This is a genomic window from Thermococcus fumicolans (assembly GCF_055386755.1).
This window is the reverse complement of record NZ_AP042424.1, coordinates 1,624,669-1,642,412: the sequence shown is the minus strand read 5'-3', so window position 1 is coordinate 1,642,412 and position 17,744 is coordinate 1,624,669. Positions and strand designations below refer to the sequence as shown.

The 17,744-nt window shown below is 56.1% G+C and carries 17 protein-coding genes and 3 pseudogenes; 9 read left to right on the top strand and 11 right to left on the bottom strand.

Features of this window, described 5'->3' with window-relative positions:
* The first annotated feature begins 98 nt into the window (after positions 1–98).
* The 3 genes from ACZ5AM_RS09185 (at position 99) to ACZ5AM_RS09175 (ending at position 1,658) form a co-directional block, all read left to right on the top strand.
* Positions 99–263 (top strand): hypothetical protein, encoded by a 165-nt coding sequence (locus ACZ5AM_RS09185; protein ID WP_464914665.1) that lies wholly within the window; start codon positions 99–101, stop codon positions 261–263.
* Positions 263–706 carry a PIN domain-containing protein gene (locus tag ACZ5AM_RS09180; protein WP_464914664.1) on the top strand — a complete coding sequence of 148 codons (444 nt, stop codon included), beginning with the start codon at positions 263–265 and terminating at the stop codon, positions 704–706. Before ACZ5AM_RS09185 ends, ACZ5AM_RS09180 begins: the two co-directional genes overlap by 1 nt.
* Positions 707–848: 142 nt before the next feature.
* A complete protein-coding gene (locus tag ACZ5AM_RS09175; RefSeq protein ID WP_464914663.1) occupies positions 849–1,658 on the top strand; it encodes a ZIP family metal transporter in 810 nt (269 codons plus the stop codon).
* Here ACZ5AM_RS09175 and ACZ5AM_RS09170 read toward each other — a convergent pair.
* The 4 genes and pseudogenes from ACZ5AM_RS09170 to ACZ5AM_RS09155 form a co-directional block, all read right to left on the bottom strand.
* The gene (locus tag ACZ5AM_RS09170) at positions 1,644–2,201 is read right to left on the bottom strand and encodes a dephospho-CoA kinase (RefSeq protein WP_464916113.1); all 558 of its coding nucleotides are present in this window, start codon (positions 2,199–2,201) and stop codon (positions 1,644–1,646) included. The two genes, ACZ5AM_RS09175 and ACZ5AM_RS09170, sit on opposite strands and share 15 nt — an antisense overlap.
* A gap of 44 nt (positions 2,202–2,245) precedes the next feature.
* Positions 2,246–3,433: pseudogene (locus ACZ5AM_RS09165) on the bottom strand (helix-hairpin-helix domain-containing protein); the annotation flags it as partial.
* Between the two features lie 228 nt (positions 3,434–3,661).
* Positions 3,662–4,639 (bottom strand): annotated as a pseudogene (locus tag ACZ5AM_RS09160) (LAGLIDADG family homing endonuclease); the annotation flags it as partial.
* A gap of 3 nt (positions 4,640–4,642) precedes the next feature.
* Positions 4,643–5,635, bottom strand: a pseudogene (locus ACZ5AM_RS09155) (DEAD/DEAH box helicase); the annotation flags it as partial.
* 72 nt (positions 5,636–5,707) lie between these two features.
* Between ACZ5AM_RS09155 and ACZ5AM_RS09150 the strand changes: the two are divergent.
* Positions 5,708–6,268, top strand: coding sequence for a hypothetical protein (locus tag ACZ5AM_RS09150; protein ID WP_464914662.1), 561 nt, complete (start codon positions 5,708–5,710; stop codon positions 6,266–6,268).
* 5 nt (positions 6,269–6,273) lie between these two features.
* On the opposite strand, the gene ACZ5AM_RS09145 is transcribed toward ACZ5AM_RS09150, so the two are convergent.
* From ACZ5AM_RS09145 to ACZ5AM_RS09125, 5 genes are all read right to left on the bottom strand, one after another.
* A complete protein-coding gene (locus ACZ5AM_RS09145; protein ID WP_464914661.1) occupies positions 6,274–7,251 on the bottom strand; it encodes an ABC transporter ATP-binding protein in 978 nt (325 codons plus the stop codon).
* Between the two features lie 10 nt (positions 7,252–7,261).
* The gene (locus ACZ5AM_RS09140) at positions 7,262–8,242 is read right to left on the bottom strand and encodes an ABC transporter ATP-binding protein (RefSeq protein ID WP_464914660.1); all 981 of its coding nucleotides are present in this window, start codon (positions 8,240–8,242) and stop codon (positions 7,262–7,264) included.
* Positions 8,235–9,398 (bottom strand): ABC transporter permease, encoded by a 1,164-nt coding sequence (locus tag ACZ5AM_RS09135; protein ID WP_464914659.1) that lies wholly within the window; start codon positions 9,396–9,398, stop codon positions 8,235–8,237. The genes ACZ5AM_RS09140 and ACZ5AM_RS09135 overlap by 8 nt, the downstream gene beginning before the upstream one ends.
* 12 nt (positions 9,399–9,410) lie before the next feature.
* Positions 9,411–10,412: an ABC transporter permease gene (locus ACZ5AM_RS09130; RefSeq protein WP_464914658.1), complete on the bottom strand. Its 1,002-nt coding sequence runs from the start codon at positions 10,410–10,412 to the stop codon at positions 9,411–9,413.
* Positions 10,413–10,501: 89 nt separating this feature from the next.
* Complete coding sequence (locus tag ACZ5AM_RS09125) at positions 10,502–12,664, bottom strand: ABC transporter substrate-binding protein (protein ID WP_464914657.1); 2,163 nt, start codon at positions 12,662–12,664, stop codon at positions 10,502–10,504.
* Between the two features lie 310 nt (positions 12,665–12,974).
* Between ACZ5AM_RS09125 and ACZ5AM_RS09120 the strand changes: the two genes are divergently transcribed.
* A complete protein-coding gene (locus ACZ5AM_RS09120) occupies positions 12,975–13,217 on the top strand; it encodes an Lrp/AsnC ligand binding domain-containing protein (RefSeq protein WP_464914656.1) in 243 nt (80 codons plus the stop codon).
* 1 nt (position 13,218) lies between these two features.
* On the opposite strand, the gene ACZ5AM_RS09115 is transcribed toward ACZ5AM_RS09120, so the two are convergent.
* Positions 13,219–13,548: a signal recognition particle protein Srp19 gene (locus ACZ5AM_RS09115; RefSeq protein WP_464916112.1), complete on the bottom strand. Its 330-nt coding sequence runs from the start codon at positions 13,546–13,548 to the stop codon at positions 13,219–13,221.
* A gap of 56 nt (positions 13,549–13,604) precedes the next feature.
* Between ACZ5AM_RS09115 and ACZ5AM_RS09110 the strand changes: the two genes are divergently transcribed.
* Both ACZ5AM_RS09110 and ACZ5AM_RS09105 read left to right on the top strand, forming a co-directional pair.
* The gene (locus ACZ5AM_RS09110) at positions 13,605–14,234 is read left to right on the top strand and encodes a DUF257 family protein (protein ID WP_464916111.1); all 630 of its coding nucleotides are present in this window, start codon (positions 13,605–13,607) and stop codon (positions 14,232–14,234) included.
* Positions 14,224–14,988, top strand: coding sequence for a tRNA (adenine-N1)-methyltransferase (locus ACZ5AM_RS09105; RefSeq protein WP_464914655.1), 765 nt, complete (start codon positions 14,224–14,226; stop codon positions 14,986–14,988). The genes ACZ5AM_RS09110 and ACZ5AM_RS09105 overlap by 11 nt, the downstream gene beginning before the upstream one ends.
* Here the strand turns inward: ACZ5AM_RS09105 and ACZ5AM_RS09100 are convergent.
* Complete coding sequence (locus ACZ5AM_RS09100) at positions 14,972–15,184, bottom strand: hypothetical protein (RefSeq protein WP_464916110.1); 213 nt, start codon at positions 15,182–15,184, stop codon at positions 14,972–14,974. The genes ACZ5AM_RS09105 and ACZ5AM_RS09100 overlap by 17 nt on opposite strands.
* Before the next feature lie 250 nt (positions 15,185–15,434).
* On the opposite strand from ACZ5AM_RS09100, the gene ACZ5AM_RS09095 reads away from it, so the two are divergent.
* Both ACZ5AM_RS09095 and gltA read left to right on the top strand, forming a co-directional pair.
* Positions 15,435–16,301: a sulfide/dihydroorotate dehydrogenase-like FAD/NAD-binding protein gene (locus ACZ5AM_RS09095; RefSeq protein ID WP_464914654.1), complete on the top strand. Its 867-nt coding sequence runs from the start codon at positions 15,435–15,437 to the stop codon at positions 16,299–16,301.
* On the top strand, positions 16,301–17,743 hold the full coding sequence (gene gltA, locus ACZ5AM_RS09090) for an NADPH-dependent glutamate synthase (RefSeq protein WP_464914653.1): 1,443 nt from the start codon (positions 16,301–16,303) through the stop codon (positions 17,741–17,743). Before ACZ5AM_RS09095 ends, gltA begins: the two co-directional genes overlap by 1 nt.
* Position 17,744: the final 1 nt, after the last annotated feature.

Sequence of the window (17,744 nt, the reverse complement as noted above, 5' to 3'; positions counted from 1 at the left end):
TAGATTTGTTATCATGATAACAGTGCCGGGTGGATGTCCCCTGCTTCCGAATCCTAACTTGAGAAAGCTATTTTAGGAGGGTCGCTTATATTAAGGTGGTGAGAAAAATGCCGGTTGAAACCGAAGTTGAAGCCATCTTATCCGGGGAGGAAAAGTTCCGGGAGCTCGTTAAAAAATACGCCAGGGAGTTCAGGATCGGAATGCTCGGAAAGGCCGACGCGAGGGAGCTTATGAAGCTTCGCGAAGAGGTGTATGACCTTTGATGTTCGTGGATTCAAGCGTAATCCTGAACGTAATGTTTGAGACACAGCTAACGGAGCTCGCCAGGAAAGTCATTGAGAGCAATGAACCCAAAATAACGAGCGATACCGTAATCGACGAGGTGTATTTGGTTGTTTTGAAGAAAGTCCTCCTGCCTGAGAGCCGCTCTACCAGGGGCTTGAAGAGGCTCCTGAAGAAAGACGTGAAAGCGAGAGAAAAGGCGGGTGAACTCCTCGCGCTGGTTCTTGGCTCCATACATGCCATGGGCATCGTTGTGGTGGGGGATGCAAAATGGGATGCCGTTGGTGAACTAGTAAGCGAATACGGCCTCCTGCCCCATGACGCGAGGATTTTGGCCACTGCAATCGAGTACGGCTGTGAAAGGCTTGCCACTCTCGACGATGACTTTAAGGTCGTTAAAGACCTTGTGGAGATTGTTCCTTAGAAACTTTTCCCAATTCTGAGAATTCCATCTCAAGAGAACTTCTTTTTTTCTCTAATTTGAGTCCGGCCTTTAAATAGCTTCTACCAAAACCTTTAAAACCCTAAGAGTGTTAGGTTAACCTAACAAAAGGAGCGGTGGTATCATGCTCGAGAACTTCATAGCCAGCCTCGCCGAGTGGATACTCAGCGTTTCCAACGGCGAGATAATGTGGGTCGCTTTCTACGCCGGCCTGTTCGTTGCCCTGATGACCTCCCTCGGCGCCATGGTTGCGATATTCGCCAAGAGCCTCCCGGAGAGCGGGGTGGACTTCGCGCTGAGCTTCGCCGCTGGAGTTATGATAGTGGCGAGCTTCACGAGCCTAATTCTACCTGCAATAGAGAGCACCGGTTCTTTCTCTCCCGCTGGGATAGGAATAGCCCTCGGCGTCCTCCTGATATACGCCATCGACCGCTTCCTTCCCCACGAGCACCTCGTCAAGGGCTACGAGGGACCAAAATCGATGAAAGATCGCCTTAGAAAGGTCTGGCTTCTGGTGATAGCGGTCATAATCCACAACCTGCCGGAGGGCCTCGCCGTTGGCACCTCCCTCGTCTACGACCTCGAGGTCGGCCTCGTCACGACTATAGCGATAGGTATACAGGACTTCCCGGAGGGAACTGTGGTATCGCTGCCGCTAGCGGCCATTCAGAAGAAGCGCCTCCAGCCCATCATGATGGGCGTCCTCAGCGGCTTCGCCGAGATGGTGATGGTTCTCGTTGGGGCCTACTTCTTCACGCTCTTCAGCTGGCTCCTGCCGTACGGCCTTGGAATGGCTGGCGGTGCGATGCTCTACGTCACGGTGAAGGAGATGATACCGGAAATATACAGGGGAGAAAAGAACGAGACGCTCGTAACGCTCGGCTTCTTCGTGGGCTTCTACGTCATGCTGTTCCTCGACTCAATGCTCGGCTAGAATCCTGTCCACGAGGCGCTTTACCTTTTCCTCGTACTCTTCCCGCGAACCGTCGTTGACGAGCATGTAGTCCGCCATCGCGATGACGTTACCTATCCCGAAGCGTAGCTCCTTCCAGTCCCTCTCCTCGAAGTCCTCCCAGGTTTTCGGGTCGTCGTGCCTACCTCTTGCTTTGAGCCTCTCGAAGCGCTGCTTTGGAGGCGTATGGACGGCGATTATGATTATCTCCTCTTCGGGAAAGGCGCTCCTGAATGTTCCGACCTCGTCGAGGGACCTTACCCCGTCTATGACCACGAGGTCGCTTCCCTTGAGGAGCTCTTTGACCTTCTCAACGGTCAGCTTCGCGACGGCGTTCTGGCCCAGCTCCTGCCTCAGGCGGATACTGACCTTGGCGACGTTCTCCTTCGTGAGCTCGAGGCCGCGCTTTGCCGTCTCCTCCCTCACGATGTCGCCCATAGAAACGCTGGGAAAACCCCTCCTCTCGAACTCGTGGACGATCCTGCTCTTTCCTGAACCAGGCATCCCAGTCACGATGATGATCATAGTGCCCACGCCCGAATAAAATTGGGAGATTTAAAAAGTTAGCCCTACTTGAGGAACGCGTCGAGAGTGCCTTTCTTTCTGCGTTCGGCCTTCTTCCCAGCTTCCTTGACCTTTCCGGGCATTTCAACGCCGAAGTGCTTGAACAGCCCCTCCACGACCTTGATGCCTATACCCTCCACCTCGAGCAGATCCTTCACCTTCGCGCGCATTATGTCCTCCTGGGTTCTGAAGCCGGCGTTGTAAAGCGCTCTCGCCCTCTTCCTTCCGATGTTCGGAAGCCTGACGAGCTCGAGGAGCTCTTCCCTGACGCCGTGCCTCAGGCGGAGGTGCAGGTCGCGGAGGTAGTTCAGGACGTCGTCCTTCGGCTCGAAGAGCCTGTAGAGCTCGATGAGCGCGTACATGAGCCAGTCCGCCAGCTCCAGAATCCTGTACAGGTCGCCGGGGTCTATGTTGTAGGTCTCGTATATCCTCGTCTCCGGAACCTCGTTTATCCAGTCGAGGAGGACCTTTGCGGTCTTCACCTGGCTCAGAAAGCCCTGGAAGCGCGAGTCCTCGTAGTAGGGGATGTTGGTGTAGAGCTTCTCTTCAAATTCGTAGGCAAGGTCTAGGTAGTCCTCCAGCTCGCGCTTTCTCGCTGTGAGCGTCGCCATGTCCGGAGTCGAAGCTATCAGCTGGAAGACCCCGAAGGGGTTGGGGTTCTCCTCGAGCCTTGGAAAAGCGTCCCTGAACTTTTTGGCGGTGAGCGGGTCGATGTAGAGCTGTGAGGTTCTCTTCCCGAAGGGGAGCGCTATGAAGCGGTCCTCCATGTCCATGTCGATGAACTCGTTCTCGATGAGGAAGTAGACGACGTTTTTCGCCTTGTACTCCAGCGAAGCGATGTCCCCTCTCTGGTGGGCGTAGAACGTTCTCTCGAGGAACTCCACCAGCTCGCGGAAGTTCGAGACACCGAAGTTGGTTATTAAAGCGAGAACCTGGCTCCTGAAGGCCTGCTCGTTCGCCAGCATTGAGAACAGCTTCTCGGGCTTCCCGTGGATGTAGCGCTCCATGAGCTTCTTCGGCTCCTCCGTTCTCGCTACGATTATGGCCTCGCCGACTTTGTCGTACTTCGGCCTTCCGGCGCGGCCCATCATCTGCTGGATTTCTAGGACTGGAATGTCAGTCCAACCGAAGCCCGCGTAGCGCTTCGTGTCGCGGATTATAACGCGGAAGGCGGGGAGGTTTATCCCGGCGGAGTTGTGAACTATGAAGCCCACGCTGTAGCTCTCGTCTCCCTCGACTTCAAGGTTGTAGACATCTCCCTCGTAGCCCTCTTCCTCAATTGAACGGACCTTGAGGAGCAGATAACCATTCCAGATTTTGTTGACGTTGTAGGTGCGGTTTCCCATCGGCGGACTCTCAAATCCAAGCTCCTCCAGAAGTTTGTAATAGCTCTTTCCGCTTACTTTCACGGTGTAGAGGGGTTTTCTAGTCTTCCCAATACCGCCCTCCCTGATGGCAACATCTACAGACGAAACGTAGCCCAATGAAGCCAAGAGGAGCTGAATCTGGTACGCCAGCGAAGGAGATGTAGTCGTGTAGCTGATGTAGTTCGCCCTAGACTTGGCATCCTTCCTTATGTATCCGTCCCCCTCTATCAATCCCCTGAGGAGGCCCAACTTGACCTCACGGTTCCCGCTGAAGAGCAGTTCCTCGGGGATTGTTTTTTTGTGGGCCTGGTGTCCAACTTTCTCCCGGAGCCACTCAGCGAAACGCTTGTTGCAGAACCTCACCGTCCGGCGGTTCCTCTCGTGATCTCTAACCACCACGTTGGCCCTTGGGAAGTATCTGGGAATTATATCAAGCAGAAACTTTGTTATCTCCTCCTCGTGAGAGCCTATGTTAAATATTATCGCCCCCGTTTTGCTCGTGGAACCTTCAGCAATCCAGAGACCAATTAAACGGGCGGTTTCAAAGTTAATCGGAAGAAACTCAGGGGTTCTGCGGACTGAGGGATGAAGCTTATTCGTTTTCCCGTGCTGATTGACAACGTAAACCTCTTTCCTCAGCGGGATTTTAGTGGCCTCGATAGAGCGTTTTGGAATCGGCTGGAGCAACATGTAGGAGACCTTTGGGTCAGTCTCAGACTCAAGTCTCTCCTTGAGCTCCTGAGCGGTCATCCATTCAGGCCCCTCGAACTCCCACCATATCACCTGCCTGCCGTCGGAGTAGTGGGACTTGTGCCGTATCTGCTTGAGAACCCATACCATGTGCTCTGGGGTTACCTTGACTGGGATAGCTCCATAAGCCTTTATAACGAGGAGCTTTCCACGGTGCTCTCTCTTTAGGGGCTGTATCACCCTCTTAAATTCTCCTGTGTGAGTGAGGACTTCGTCCCCTTCCCTCAGCTCTGAGACCTTTTTCACGCCGTTTTTCGTTACCACGTGTGTGCCCGGATGCATGCACAGCGTCGGCGTCGCCGTTATCACCTTGATGAGGCCCTCTCGAAATGCGTCCTCTATCAGCGTCCTCTCAACCCTGCTCAAACCCGCGTGGTGGAAGGCGACGCCACCCTTCAGTGCCCTCTTGAGCTTTTCCGTAGTGGGGTTGTCCTCTATCTGGGAGATAAGATCCTCAAGCTGCCTTGTCTCCGGCTTGGTGAGCAGTCTGGAGATCTTCGATGAGAGCGAAACTGCCTCTTTTTCAGCGCTCCTCCTCGTGTTGACGAATACGAGCGCCTGCTTACCCCTTTTCACGGCGTCAATTGCTAAGCTCTCCCAGTTCTCAGGGTAGCGGTCGGTTTTACCGTCCTCCCAAAAGAGCGTGCCGATGTGGAAAACTCCTTTTCTCAGCTCGACCGGGCGCCAGTCGCTCATGACCAGCGCGGCGTCGAGCCACTCCGCCAGCTCCTCTGCGTTTCCAACCGTCGCGCTCAACGCTAAAATCTGCGCCTTCCCAAGGAGGTGGCTGAGTATCATCTCAAGCGTCGCTCCCCTGTCGTAGGAGCCTATGAGGTGGACTTCATCGGCAACGACGAGCTTGACGTCCTTGACCCATCCCGGAGAATGCCTCAGGAGGGAGTCGAACTTCTCTGCCGTCGCCACTATGATGTCGTACTTTCCAAGCCACTCGTCCGTTGAGTCGTAATCTCCAGTGGTTGCCGCGACCCTTATTCCGAGCTTTTCCCACTCCTTGAACTCGCGGTACTTCTCCTCGGCGAGGGCCTTCAGGGGAACTAGATAGACTGCCTTCCCACCCTCGCGGAGGAGCTTGTTGACCATAACTATCTCGCTCACCAGCGTCTTCCCGCTCGCCGTGGGGATGGCCAGAACAAGGTTTTTGCCCTCCAGAACGCCGCTTTTCAGCGCCTCGGCCTGCGGCGGGTAGAGCTCCTCTATGCCCCTCTCGCGGATGATCCTCTTTATCCTCTCGTCGACTGGAAGCTCATCGACCTTCATGCTCCTCACATCCCACCCAAGTGGGGGCGGCGGTTTTATATGCCTATTGCCCTTAGTTCTTGGGGGATGGGGATGAGGGTTGAGGTTCCGTACGTCATCTTCGAAACCCGGACCGGGAGGTACGGGCTCGATGCCTACTTCTTCACGAGGCTTGAGAGGGTGGAGCACAGGGCCGCGCTGATAAGAAAGGCCGATGCGATAAAACCGGTTTCCGAAGTCCGTGGAAACGTAGGTATCAGCCCGGATGAGATCGAGGGGATCCTTAAGGAGCTCGCCCTATCTCTGTACGAGCTGAGCGGGAGGAGCTTCGAGGAGAGGGGGAAGCACATGAGGCGCTGGAACCTCTTTAGATTTCTGGGGATCCCGACGGGCTACTTCAAGCACCTGAAGATGGACGAGGAGATGGCCAGGCAGAACAGGGAGGCCCTGCTGGCGCTGTCCATAGTCGAGCACGTTCTTGGGGTACGGAAACCCTCTGATCTGGAAAACGTTGAGCTGAGGACCCTTGGCTGGGGGATCTTTGAGTTGGAAGTCGAGGATGAGCCCAGGGACAGTGTCTATCTAGAACTTTACCGTGTCGACGATGGCTTCAGAAGGGCGCTCTGGGAGCTCGTTCATGGGAAAGAAGAATGAAAAGGTCAGGACTTGGCGTAGAGCCAGCAGGCGACGTAGTGGTCCTTCTCGACCTCGACGAGGGGCGGCTCTTCCTTCCTGCAGACGTCCTTGGCGAACGGACATCTCGGGTGGAAGCGGCAGCCGGCCGGCGGGTTTATCGGGCTTGGGGGCTCGCCCTCTATCTTCATGCGCTTCTTCTTCAGCTCCCTTGAAAGCTCCGGGTCCGGGACTGGGATCGCGGAGAGGAGCATCTGTGTGTATGGGTGGAGCGGGTTCTCGAAGATCTTCTCTGCCGGACCGACTTCGACGAGCTTCCCGAGGTACATGACGCCCATCCTGTGGCTCATGTACTTGACGACTCCGAGGTCGTGGGAGATGAAGAGGTAGGTGAAGCCGTACTTCTTCTGGAGGTCCTTCAGCATGTTGAGTATGTTGGCCTGAACCGAAACGTCGAGGGCTGATGTCGGCTCGTCGAGGACTATGAACTCCGGTTTTAGGGCAAGGAGCCTCGCTAGGGCTATACGCTGTCTCTGGCCGCCGGAGAACTCGTGGGGGTAGCGGTAGAGGTGCATCTCGTTCAGTCCGACGCTCTCGAGGAGGTCGATGACGAACTCCTCGGGGTCGTCAACCGGGATGCCGTGGAAGCGGACCGGCTCCATGATGACCTCGAAGACGGTCTGCCTCGGATTCAGGGAGGAGTAGGGATCCTGGAACATTATCTGAGCCCTTCTGCGGAAGGCCTTCATCTCGTTGCCCTTTAGCTTCGTCACGTCCTTCCCGTCGAAGATTATCCTTCCGTCAGTCGGCTCTATGAGCCTGAGTATCGTCCTTCCGGTGGTAGTTTTTCCGCAACCGCTCTCGCCGACGAGGCCGAAGGTCTCCCCCTTGTTTATCTCAAAACTTATCCCGTCGACGGCCTTGACGTATCCTATTGTACGGAAGAGTCCCCTGACCGGGAAGTACTTCTTCAGGTTCTCAACTTTGAGGAGCGGCTCTGCCATTTCTATCACCTCAGTACAGGTGGCAGGCCACGAAGTGGCCCGGCTCTATCTCCTTAAGCTCGGGAACTTCCTTCCTGCAGATCTCTGTCGCGAAGGGACACCTCGGGTGGAAACGGCAGCCGCCGGGCGGCGTTATCAGGTTCGGCACGGTTCCTGGGATGGCTTCCAGCCGGTCTATCCTGGCGAGCGGGTTGGGGACTGCCTTCAGGAGGCCTTTAGTGTAGGGGTGCAGGGGGTTCTTGAAGATCTGGTCGACCGAACCTATCTCGACGATTTTGCCCGCGTACATGACCGCAACCCGGTCTGCCATCTCGGCGACGACGCCCATGTTGTGGGTGATGAGTATCACGGTCGTGTTGTACTCCCTCTTGAGCTTGTTCATGAGGTCGAGGATCTGAGCCTGAACTGTGACGTCCAAAGCCGTGGTCGGCTCGTCGGCTATCAGGATCTTGGGGTCGTTTGAGATGCCGGTTCCTATGACGACACGCTGTTTCATTCCCCCGCTCATCTCGTGCGGGTAGTTGTTCACCCTGTTCTCAGGATCGGGGATGAGGACGCGCTTGAGTATGTCAACGGCCCTCTTGAGCCCCTCCTTCCAGTCCTTCACGGTCTTGTGGACCACCATCGCCTCGGCGATCTGGTAACCAACCGTGTAGAGCGGATCCAGTGAGGCGTGGGGGTCTTGGAAGATGTAGGCTATCTCCTTCCCCCTAATCTCCCTTATCTCCTCCTCGCTGAGCTTGAGGAGGTCAACCGTGGAGCCGTCCTCCCTGTGGTAGATGACCTTACCGTCGACTATTCTACCGGGGCTCTCGATCAGCTGGGTTAATGCCCTCGAGGTTACGCTCTTTCCGCAGCCGGTTTCGCCGACGAGTGCGAAGGTCTCACCGCGGTATATGTCGAAGGAGACCTTCTCTATGGCCTTCACTATCCCCGCGTAGGTGTAGAAGTGAACCGTGAGGTCGCGGACTTCAAGTATCGGTTCAGGCATTCTCCTCACCCTCCTCAGCCTTCTCCATCCTCTTCTGCTTCTTCACTTTGAACTCGATGCTCCTCCTCATCTTCGGGTCGAGGATGTCCCTCATTGTGTCTCCGAGGAGGTTCCAGCCGAGGGCCACTAGCATGATCATGAGGCCTGGATAGGTTACCAGCCACCACTTCTCTGGGAAGTGCTGGGAGCCGTCGTAGACTATCCTTCCCCAGTCCGCTATCGGCGGTGTTGCACCGAGGCCGAGGAAGCTCAGGCCGGCCTCCATTAGGATGACGCCGCCGAAGTCGAGGGTGATGTAGACGAGGATCGGACCGATTATGTTCGGGAGGATGTGCTTGAACATTATCGTCCTCGAGCTGAGGCCTATGGCTCTGGCTGCTTCAACGTACAGGCTCTCCCTCTCCGTCAGAGTCGAGCCCCTGGTTATTCTAGCGTAAGCCGGCCACCAGACTATCACCATGGCCAGGATGACGGCGAGCAGTTTGCCCAGGTTTCCGGCTTCTTGAGGTTCCAGCGCGAATATCCACAGGAAAATCTTCTCAAACGTCGCGTGGCTTGAGATGAAGGACTGCAGCCTGTCGGGCAGGACTGCCGAGAAGGCTATGGCCAGTATGAGCGCCGGGAACGCGAGGAACATGTCGGTTATGCGCATTATGAGCTCGTCTACTTTTCCGCCGTAGTAGCCTGCTATGAGGCCCAGGATTATGCCGAGGGGCACTCCGAGGGCGATGACGATTATTGATATGACGAAGGACGTCCTTGCCCCGTAGAGTATAAGGCTCAGCAGATCCCTTCCGTAGTCGTCGGCACCTATCGGGTAGCTTATGGTCTTGTTCGCAAAGGGCAGGTAGGCGTGCGAACCCGGCGGGGCCAGGTAGGTCGTCATGTTCTCTAGGGCAGGGAAGTAGCGGTAGCTCCAGGGGGCTATACTGGGACCGAACAGCCCGAGGAACACGAACATGAGTATGAAGGCGAGGCCTATGAGGCCGGGAGGAGACCTGTTGAGGGCGTAGAGCATGAGCCTCCATTCTTCCATCTTGGAGCGGTTTTTCTTCTTCCAGTCCTTCTTGAACAGGCTGATGAATGATCCTAAAGCTTCAACAAGGCCGTCCGCGATCCTGTCGAGGATACTCTTTTTGTACTCCTCTTGACCCATTTTACCACCACCTCAGTACCTAACCCTCGGGTCTATGACCGCGTACAGGAAGTCGACGATCAGGTTCGTGGTGACGAAGATCAGCGCGAAGATGAACGTTATTGCCACCACCGCCGGGAAGTCCAGGTTGCTTATGGCGTCGAGCACGTAGGAACCCATTCCGGGCAGACCAAAGACCCTCTCCGTGATCGGGGTTCCTCCGAGCAGTCCGCCGAACTGGAGGCCGAGGACTGTAACTATCGGAACAAGCGCGTTCTTGAGGGCGTGCCTGTATATCCTGAGCTTTGGAACGCCCTTCGCCTTGAGGAAGGCAACGTAGTCGCTGCTGAGGGCCTCAAGGAAGGAGTTCCTGACGAACCTCGCCAGGACACCTGACCCAGTAAAGCCAAGCGTTAGACCGGGAAGCCAGAGCCTGCTTATGTGCTGACCAAAGGTTCTGAAGTCCCCGGTCAGAAGGGCGTCTATCATCGGCACGTGGGTTATGGTGTGGGCCGGCGGGGCGGGGAAGCCGGCGAGGGTGATGACGCGCCATTTGACGAAGAAGATGTACATGAGAAGGTAACCCAGCCAGAATATGGGCATTGAGACGCCGGCAAGTGCGAATATCCTAACGACGGTATCAACCCACGTGTTCCTTTTGAGGGCGGCCAGTATGCCCAGGGGGAGGCCTATTATCAGGATGAAGAAGAACGCCACCAGCGTCAGCTCAAAAGTCACGGGAAACCTTGTTCTAACATCATCGAAGACGTAGTTTGAGGTTCTCGGGTCAACTATCTTGTTCCTCGCGAGACCGCTGATGAGGAACCAGTACTGCTCGTACCAGGGATCGTTCATGTGGTACTGCTCCCTTATCCTCTCTATCGCCTGCGGCGTTGCCTTCTCACCCCCGGCCCAGGCCCTAGCGGGGTCCGCCGGGATGACGTAGGCTATCAAAAACACAATCAAAGTGACGCCGATTATTGTGGGTATGAAGGTAAGCAACCTCCTTATCAGAAACTTCTTAAGGTTCGCCAACTTCGCTCACCCCTCCTTTTTATTGGAACCCTGTCCTGCCTTGATTAGTGTTTGCTTAAATGCGGACAAAATGAAAGAAGGAAAGGGCCTCAGCTCGAAACGGTAACTTCGAGGCTCTTGAACTCGGTGGCGCCGTAGAGGAACGGCCCAACCCAGTTGTCGGAGTCGAGGTAGTCCGGCACCCAGCCGACGACGTAGACGTCGTAGTCGCCGTGCTCGGTCTTGCTCAGGTAGGTCGGCCAGTTGTAGCTGTTGACGGTGACCTGGAAGCCGAGCTGGCTCCAGACGTTCTGGAGGAGGGTCATTATCTTCTCACGGGCGGCGTTGCCCTCGTTGTAGATGAGCTCGATCTTGTACTTGCTCGGGTCGATGCCGGCCTCCTGCAGGAGCTGCTTGGCCTTGGCCGGGTTGTAGGTGTACTTGATTATTCCCTCCTCGAGGTAGCCCGGCCACGGCTTGGGTATCGGGCCGTAGTTGGGCTCGAGGAGGTTCCTGTAGACGAGCTGGGATATCTGGTCGTACGGGACGGCGTAGGCCAGGGCCTCCCTGACCTTCGGGTTGTTGAAGGGCTCCTTGTAGGTGTTGAAGACCAGGAAGGTCAGTATCGGCTGGAGTATGTCGGTCTTAACGACCGAGTGGAAGCCGTTGAGCTCGAGTCCCTTGACGCTGTCCATCTTCTCGGGCGGTATGGCGACGACGTCAGCCGTTCCGGTCTTGAAGAGGTTGATCCTCGACTGGGCGTCGTTGTTGATGATGTAGATGACGTACTTGTGGCCTGGGTTGCTGGTGGCGTTCCAGTAGTGCGGGTTGTACTCGAGGACTATGTACGAGTCCTTCTGGTAGTCCTTGACGTAGAACGGGCCGGTTCCAACGGGCTTGTTGTGCATGAGCTGGTGGGTCGGGTCGTCCTTACCCTCCTGGAGATAGTTCCACCAGGCGCTCGGGTCGTGGCCGTTGTTGCTCGCCTGGAGGGCCTCCTGGTACTTGTCGCCGAGGAGGTACTCCATCGGGAGGACGCTGAGGAACGGGTCGGCGAGGATGCTGAGAACCGGGGCGTACGGGTTCGGGAGGACGAGCTTGAAGACGCCGGCGGTGTCGCCGCTGTAGCCGAAGAACTGCTTGAGCTCGTCAACCGAGTGTATCTCCTTGACCTTGCCGTTGTACTCTGCAACAAGCGGGTGGTCCTTGAGGTAGTTGTTGAACTCGTCCTCGGTCAGTGCTGCCGAGTGGTTGACGTCCATGAAGCTGTCGACCATCCAGCTGACGCTGTGTCCGAGCCTTTCGACGCGGAGGAAGGTGAAGGCGACGTCGGTTGCATCAATCGGGTAGGTCTTGTCGTTCCACGGGTCGTAGGCCTTAACGCCGCCGCGGATGAGGAAGTACCACTCGGTTCCGTTCTTGTTGTGGGCCCAGGCAACCGCGAGGTCCGGGCTGACGGTCTCGGTGTTCTCCTTCCAGTAGGTGACGAGGGTGTCGCCGATCTCGTGCCAGATCTCCCATCCAAAGGTCTCGTAGGTCATGGCCGGGTCAAAGCTCTCCGGCCAGCCGATCGTGGCTATGGTGTAGGTCTCGGGGTCGTTCTTGTAGTCCTTGATTCCTATCTGGACTGATGGAGCGTTCGGATCCTCGCTGAGGAGGTCGTAGCGCTCCGCGAGGGTCGGGTGGTAGTAGCGTCCCTTAACCCAGTCCCAGTAGACGCGGAGCTGCCTGTTCTGGCCGAGGATGACCTCGGGGACGAGCTTGTTTCCGAGCATGTAGAGGGCCTTGAAGAGCTCAGTCCTTACGGCCGGGTCGGTCTCGCGCCTTGCGGCTATGATGAGGGCATCGACGTGCTCGTCGCGGAAGAAGGCCGGGTCGATCTTACCGAACCCCTGCCCTGCCTCCATGAGGCTCTTTATGCTCGGGGTGTTGGCCTCGTCGACCTCGTACTGGACCTTTATAACTTTGACACCGCTCGGGATCTGGACGGTCGGGTTCTCACCCTTCGGGCCAACTACGATAACGCTCTTGTCGGTCTCTATAACGTAGACCTTTCCCATTTCGAGGATCTTTGGCGAGAGCGTTGGGGGTGCGGTAGTGGTCGCCTGACTTGAGGTTGTGGTTTTACTCTGGCTCTGGGTCGTAGTCGTGGTCTTGCTGGGGCTTGAGCTGGTGGTTCCCCCTCCACCGCCGCCAATGCAGCCGCTGGCCACTACTGAAAAGGCCACCAAAAACACAAGAAAAACGGACAGTACAACCTTTTTATTCGCCATGGTGTACCACCTCAAAGGTATTGGCACTGATAGTGTGTTCGATGTCCGTAATAAATCTTTCGATGAGCACATTTGGATATAATGGCACTCTCAGAAACAATGGGGCTCGTTAAAAATATTCATTCCCCAGATGATAGGGCGGTTAACCCCTGCCGTGGGGGAACGTTGGCTTTTCAGGTGTTCAGCGTCCCGCGAAACGCGGGGATTCATCGGTTTCTGGTTTTCTCGCTCCCCTCCATTCGGGGGTTGCGAAAAGCTTAAATTAAACCTCACACAAGAGAATACTGTAAAAACTCCGAAGGTGGTTTCCATGGTTAAGGCCTACGTTTTGCTGACGATAGAGATCGGGAAGGTTGAGAGCGTTATAGACTCCCTCAAATCCCTCCAGGGTGTCATAAGGGCCGACGCGGTTACGGGCCCCTACGACGCCATAGTCTACATCGAGGCCAACGACCTCGGTGAGCTCACGAGGAAGATACTCCACGACATCCACAACATCGACGGCGTCATCGACACGACTACTGCCATAGTAGTCGAAATGGAAGAAGAGTGATTCAGCGCTTTTTCCGCTTGGATTTCCTTACTTCCGTTCGTTTCCTTAGTTCGCGGATCTTCTCTGCTATCATCCTGAGGCTCTTACCCTTTCCGTGGGGGGACTCTATTATCAGCCTTCCACTGGTTCTGTACTCCTCTTCGACGCCCGCCAAGCGGGGGTTTAGCTTGGTGGGGTCTTTTTCGATCACATTGAACCCGAGGGTAACGGCGGCGTCCTCTATCTCGCGGAGGGAGGGGGCTTTGACCGCCACGCTCTTTGGAACAGCCCTGCCGTATTTTCTGTTCAACCTTGAATCGAGCTCGCTCGGCCATACGACGAACTTTGGCATTCTCCTCACCCAAACTTTTTAAATTCGCGCCTTTAAAAATCATTGTGGTGGTGGCGATGCTAAAATACAAGGAAGTCCTTCGTCTCATCCCCTTGCTTCAGCCAGGTGACCGGGTTCTGGTTGAGTATACCCCAGACATAACCCTCAGGGATCTGGAATGGAAGGAGATTATGCGGTCGTTTGTGAAGGACGGTACTGTTATCGTGTTCGATTTCTACGGGATCGGGGACATAATGTTCCGGAACTACTTGAGGACACTCGCGGGAAGGGACTATCGCGGTCTCATCGAGGCCAAGAGGAACATACACGTCTTTAAGTTCGGCCCGGGGGGCGCGAGCTACGGCCAGCTTGCGGCCGAGGAGAAGGTTTACAGCGACACTGAAAGCTTCCTGAGGAGCTACTATTCAATGATCAGGAGGACCCTCAACCTCCCCCAGAAGCCGAAGTACTCCTTCATCTTCGGCCTGGCGGAGTACCTGTACTTCACGGGAAAATCGGGGCTGTACAACATCCTCCACGCGACGAGCACGATCCCCCTTGAGGACTGGGTAACTTTCGTGTTCCTCAACACGGAGGCGGTGGGTCATTTCGAGCGCGCAATACTGGAGGAGATCTCGTCGTGGGTGCTGGTGCTTAAAAAGGAGGGGGTTGAGGTCATCAAGGGAGGTAGTGGGAGTGCTCGTTAAGGAGGGCGACAGGGTTCTTCTGGTCGATCGGAGGGGCAAGCGCTACCTCGTCACGGTCTCCGAGAGGGAGTTCCACACCGATTTGGGAATACTAAAGCTCGGCGAACTCATCGGAAAGCCCTACGGGAGCTCGATAACCAGCCACAAGGGGGAGGTGTTCAGGGTCATCAAGCCGGACATCAACGACATAATAGCCAAGATGAGGCGCGGGCCGCAGATAATCCACCCGAAGGACGCGGGCATAATAATCGCCTACGCGGGTATTTCTCCCGGCGACACGGTTATAGAGGCCGGCGTCGGGAGCGGAGCGCTCACGATCTTCCTGGCCAACATAGTGGGGCCAAGCGGAAGGGTGATCAGCTACGAGGTCAGGGAAGACCACGCCGAGATAGCTAGGAAAAACGTCGAGCTCGCCGGCTTCTCCGATAGGGTCACGATAAAGCTCAAGGACATCTACGAGGGCATCGACGAAGAGCGCGCGGACCACATCGTGCTCGACCTGCCGCAACCGGAGAACGTTCTCCCACACGCGGTGGAGGTTCTCCGGCCGGGAGGGTACTTCGTGGCCTACACCCCATGCGCCAACCAGGTTCACCGCTTCTTCCAGGCGTTTCAAGCTTACAGGGAGCACTTCTACAAGCCGAGGGTCGTCGAGGTTCTGGTGAGGGAGCAGGAGGTCAAGAAGGAGTGCATGAGGCCGAAGACGACTATGCTGGCACACACCGGCTATATAACCTTCATCCGGAAGCTGTGACCTCTTCTTCCTTTGCTCCCCCGTTCTCTTCTCCGTACGTGAAATACGCCAGCGCCCCGAAGACCAGCACTCCTGCAATCGCCTGGAGCGCTGGATCCCCCGGAATTCTCTGCAGGATAGCAATATTGCCGTAGAGGATCGGCCAGAAGAGGAACAGCGCTGTCAGTACTACCGAGACCCAGTAACCAGTTCTCATTTCAATCACCGGGGATGGTTTGATTGGAGGGTTTTAACTTTTCCCGTTTCGTGGTGTCTGACGCAATGGCTTTTGTCCCCGAGATGCCAAACCGCTCACGACAGTATGCTGAATCATGTTCTGCATCTCACGGGAACGGGCGAAACTCCCTCGGGGATCCTTAACCTTTGGTTGGCAACAGGTTTATAAATACTCAACGTTGTGAACCTTTAGATGCCCATGTTTGAGCCTGTGCACGGAGGTGTTCATCGTGTACCGAATACTTGAGAAGAAGGAAATAGCCATGCGCAACGTCTGGTACAAAATTGAGGCCCCCCACGTGGCCAAGAAGGTTCAGCCAGGACAGTTCGTCATAGTCAGGGCATTTCCGAACGGTGAGAGGATCCCGCTCACCCCAGTCATGTGGGACAGGGATGAGGGCTGGGTTGTCCTCATAACCTTCATCCGCGGAAAGACGACGATGAGGATGGCCAACGAGCTCAAGCCGGGTGATTCCCTGCTAAACGTCGCCGGTCCTCTCGGAAACCCCGCTGAGATGAAGAAGTTCGGCAAAATACTGGCGATAGGTGCCTACACAGGAATAGTTGAGGTTTATCCGATCGCGAAGGCCTGGCAGGAGCTTGGAAACGACGTCACAACGCTCCACGTTACCTTTGAACCGATGGTTGTTCTGAAGGACGAGCTTGAGAAGGCCGTTGGTAGGCACGTCCTTGAGACGGTTCCGATAGACCCGAACCTCGACTTCCCGGCGAACATGAAGAACGTTACCAAGAGACTCACCGAGAAGGTTCGCGAGATGCTTGAGAGAGAGGACTGGGATCTGGTTTTCATGGTGGGCCCAGCCGGAGACCAGAGGGCGGTCTTCAACGTCGTCAAGGAGTTCGGGATCCCGATGAAGGCAGACCTCCACCCGATTATGGTGGACGGAACCGGTATGTGCGGCGCCTGCCGCGTTACCGTCGGCGGTGAGGTCAAGTTCGCCTGTATCGACGGCCCCGAGTTCGACGCTTACGGGATCGACTGGGACGTTCTCATCGCGAGAACGGGTTATTACACCGACATGGAGCGGAGGGCCATGCAGGAGTACATGAAGGCCCTCCAGGGAGGTGAACAGTGATGGCGGTTAGGAGAAAGCTCATCAAGGAGCGCGTTCCGACGCCGGAGAGACCGGCGGAGAAGAGAGTCAAGGACTTTTTGGAGGTAAACCTCGGCTACACTTTCGAGCTTGCTGTTAAGGAAGCCGAAAGGTGCCTTCAGTGCCCATACGATTACGCCCCCTGTATCAAGGGCTGTCCGGTTCACATTAACATACCCGGTTTCATAAGCAAGCTCGTTGAGTACCGTGACGACCCGGACAGGGCAGTTAAAGAAGCTCTGAACGTCATCTGGGCCTGCAACTCCCTGCCTGCCACCACCGGCCGCGTCTGCCCGCAGGAGGATCAGTGTGAGATGAACTGTGTCATGGGCAGGGTTGGAGACAAGATAAACATCGGCAAGCTCGAGAGGTTTGTGGCCGACTACGCGCGCGAGAAGGGCATAGACGAGCAGTTGCTCTTCGAGATGGTGCCCAGGATAGAGAAGAAGGGACAGCGCGTTGCAATCATCGGTGCCGGGCCAGCTGGTCTTACCGCCGCTGGCGAGCTGGCCAAGCTCGGCTACGACGTTACAATCTACGAGGCCCTCCACGAGCCCGGAGGAGTCCTGATGTACGGTATTCCCGAGTTCAGGCTGCCAAAGAGCATCGTGGAGAGCGAGATTGACAAGCTGAAGAAGCTTGGAGTTAAGATACTCACCGACCACATCGTCGGAAAGACGATAACCATTGAAGAACTCCTCCAGGAGTACGATGCCGTCTTCATAGGCTCAGGCGCTGGAACGCCGAGGCTCATCAACGCCCCCGGAATCAACCTCAACGGCATTTACACCGCCAACGAGTTCCTTACCAGGGTTAACCTCATGAAGGCTTACCTGTTCCCGGAGTACGACACTCCCGTCAAGGTCGGGAAGAAGGTTATCGTCATCGGTGCAGGAAACACCGCCATGGATGCAGCGAGAAGTGCGAGGCGCTTTGGAGCGGAGGTCACCATCGCCTACCGCCGCGGTGAGGAGGACGTCAGCGCGAGGATCGAGGAGGTTGAGCACGCAAAGGAAGAAGGAATAAAGTTCGAGTACTTCATTAACCCTGTGGAGTTCATAGGCGACGAGAACGGTAACGTCAAGGCAGTGAAGTTCGAGAGAATGAAGCCGCTCGAGGAGCGCGATAAGAGGGGCAAGAGGAAGATCGTTGGCACCGGCGAGTATGTCACGCTTGAGGCAGACACGGTGATCATAGCCATCGGAAAGCACCCGAACAGGCTCATCATCAACACTCCAGGGCTGAAGGTCGAGCGCGGAAGGATTGTAGTGGACGAGAACCTCATGACCAGCATCCCGGGCGTCTTCGCCGGCGGTGACGCAATAAGGGGCGAGGCCACCGTCATCCTTGCTATGGGTGACGGAAGGCGCGCTGCCAAGGCCATCCACGAGTACCTCACGAAGAAGAGGGAGGAAAACGCCTGAG